Source organism: Novosphingobium sp. 9U, assembly GCF_902506425.1.
In the GTDB taxonomy this organism is placed as follows: Bacteria; Pseudomonadota; Alphaproteobacteria; order Sphingomonadales; family Sphingomonadaceae; genus Novosphingobium.
Genome location: NZ_LR732519.1, coordinates 1 through 1,058 on the forward strand (window position 1 = coordinate 1; position 1,058 = coordinate 1,058).

The window sequence follows — 1,058 nt, forward strand, 5'->3', positions numbered from 1 at the left end:
GCTCGGACGTCGACCCGACCGAGGCCGTCACCCGTCAGATCGAGCGCTTCGCGCCGGGGTTCCGCGACACGATCCTGTCGTCGAGCTCCCGCACCGCCGTGCAGATGGGCGAGTACAACCCGAACTACGTCGGTGGCGACATCGCCGCCGGTGCCGCGAGCTTCTGGCAGCTCGTCAAGCGCCCCGTCCTGTCGAGCGACCCGTGGCGGATGGGCGGCGGCATGTACCTGTGCTCCGAGTCCGCGGCACCCGGCCCCGGCGTGCACGGCATGGCCGGCTGGCACGCGGCGAAGAGCGCGCTCCGGCACACCTTCGGACTGCCGGAGGACGTCGACCTCACCCCGGAAGGCTGAACACCATGGCGAAGAGCGTCCGCATCCTGCACTGCCGTCCCGAAGCCGTCTTCGACGTGCTCGGCGACGGGTGGCTCTACACGACCTGGGTGGTCGGGGCGTCGCGCATGCGCAAGGAGGAATCCGGGTGGCCGCAGGTCGGCACGCGGCTGCACCACTCGTTCGGCGCCTGGCCGATCGTCATCGACGACGTCACGACGTCGCTGGTCTGGGAGCCGCCACACCGCATGGTCATCCAGCCCAAGGGCTGGCCCATCGGCGAGGCCCGCGTCGAGCTGACGGTCGAACCGCACCGGCACGGCAGCAAGGTCACGATCACCGAGAACGCGGTGGCCGGGCCGGGGTCGCACGTGCCGGACTTCCTCATGCAGCCGCTCATCTGGATCCGCAACCGCGAGACGCTCCGCCGCCTCGAGTGGGTGGCCGTCGGGCGCGCGGCGACCGCCTGAGACGTCCCCGCGAACGGACGGGAGGCCCGTGGCGTCGCCGCAACGGGCCTCCCGTCACGGCCGTCGTGCCGCTGGCGCGTCACGCCGGAACCGGCGGGTGGGGCCCACCTCCCGTCCGCCCTGTGGGTGCGTCGACTACTCGGCGCGCGAGAACTCGCTGGCCCGCGCCACCTGGTCGTCGGTCAGGGCGACGCCCGTGTACCGCTCGAACTGACGGGCTGCCTGCAGGGCGATGACCTCGGCGCCGGTGATGACG

Annotated in this window: 1 protein-coding gene and 1 pseudogene; both read left to right on the top strand. The window is 72.3% G+C overall.

From position 1 onward, the window contains the following. Positions 1-353, top strand: a pseudogene (locus GV044_RS19605) (hypothetical protein); the annotation flags it as partial. Between the two features lie 5 nt (positions 354-358). Continuing rightward, positions 359-802, top strand: a complete 444-nt coding sequence (locus GV044_RS19610) for an SRPBCC family protein (RefSeq protein ID WP_159556151.1) — start codon at positions 359-361, stop codon at positions 800-802. Positions 803-1,058: the final 256 nt, after the last annotated feature.

What these genes read in the sequence shown, in the direction of transcription:
- GV044_RS19610 (WP_159556151.1), top strand. Translation starts at nt 359, where the DNA reads ATGGCGAAGAGCGTCCGCATCCTGCACTGCCGTCCCGAAGCCGTCTTC.